The 558-nt window shown below is 53.8% G+C and carries 1 protein-coding gene; it reads right to left on the bottom strand.

All coding sequences use genetic code 11. From position 1 onward, the window contains the following. The coding region (locus tag K5Q58_RS21375) for a hypothetical protein (RefSeq protein ID WP_220755737.1) at positions 1-558 on the bottom strand (558 nt) is incomplete at both ends.

The following is a 558-nucleotide window of genomic DNA, read 5'->3' as shown; positions in this document are numbered from 1 at the left end:
AAGACGGAGGGGTTTTCCCCTTTCCTCTTCCTTTTCTCTTTCCCCCTTTTTCTCTCCCCCTCTTTCCCTCCTTTTCTCTCTCTTCCCCTCCTCTCCCTCCTCTCCCTCCTCCTCTCCCTCTCCCTTCCTTTCCTCCCTCTCCTCCCTTCCCTCCCTCTCTCCCCCCTTCTTCCTCTTTTTTCTCTTTCCCTCTCCCTCCTTTTCTTTCTTCCCTCCTTCCCTCCCTCTTCTTCCTCCTTCCCCCCCCCTTTTTCTTTTCCCCCCCCCCTTCCTCTCCTTTTCTTCTTCTTTCCCCTCCCCCTCCCTCCCCTTTCCCCCCTCTCTCCTCCCTCTCCTTTTTTTTCCCCTTTTTTCCCTCTCTTCCCTTTCTCTTTTCTCTTCTTCCCTTGCTCTGCTTTCTCCCCCCCCTCCTTCCCTTTTCTTTCTCCCTTCCTCTCCCCCCCCCTTTTCTCCTCCCTCTTTCCCTCCCCCCTTCCCTCCCCGCTCTCCTCTTCTCTCTCCCCTCCTCTCTTCTTTTCCCTTCTCTTCTCTTGATAGTACTGATTACAAAAGAAAAAA

The organism is Shewanella sp. KT0246 (genome assembly GCF_019654955.1).
Taxonomy (GTDB): domain Bacteria; phylum Pseudomonadota; class Gammaproteobacteria; order Enterobacterales; family Shewanellaceae; genus Shewanella; species Shewanella goraebulensis.
This window is presented reverse-complemented; position numbering and strand designations above follow the sequence as displayed.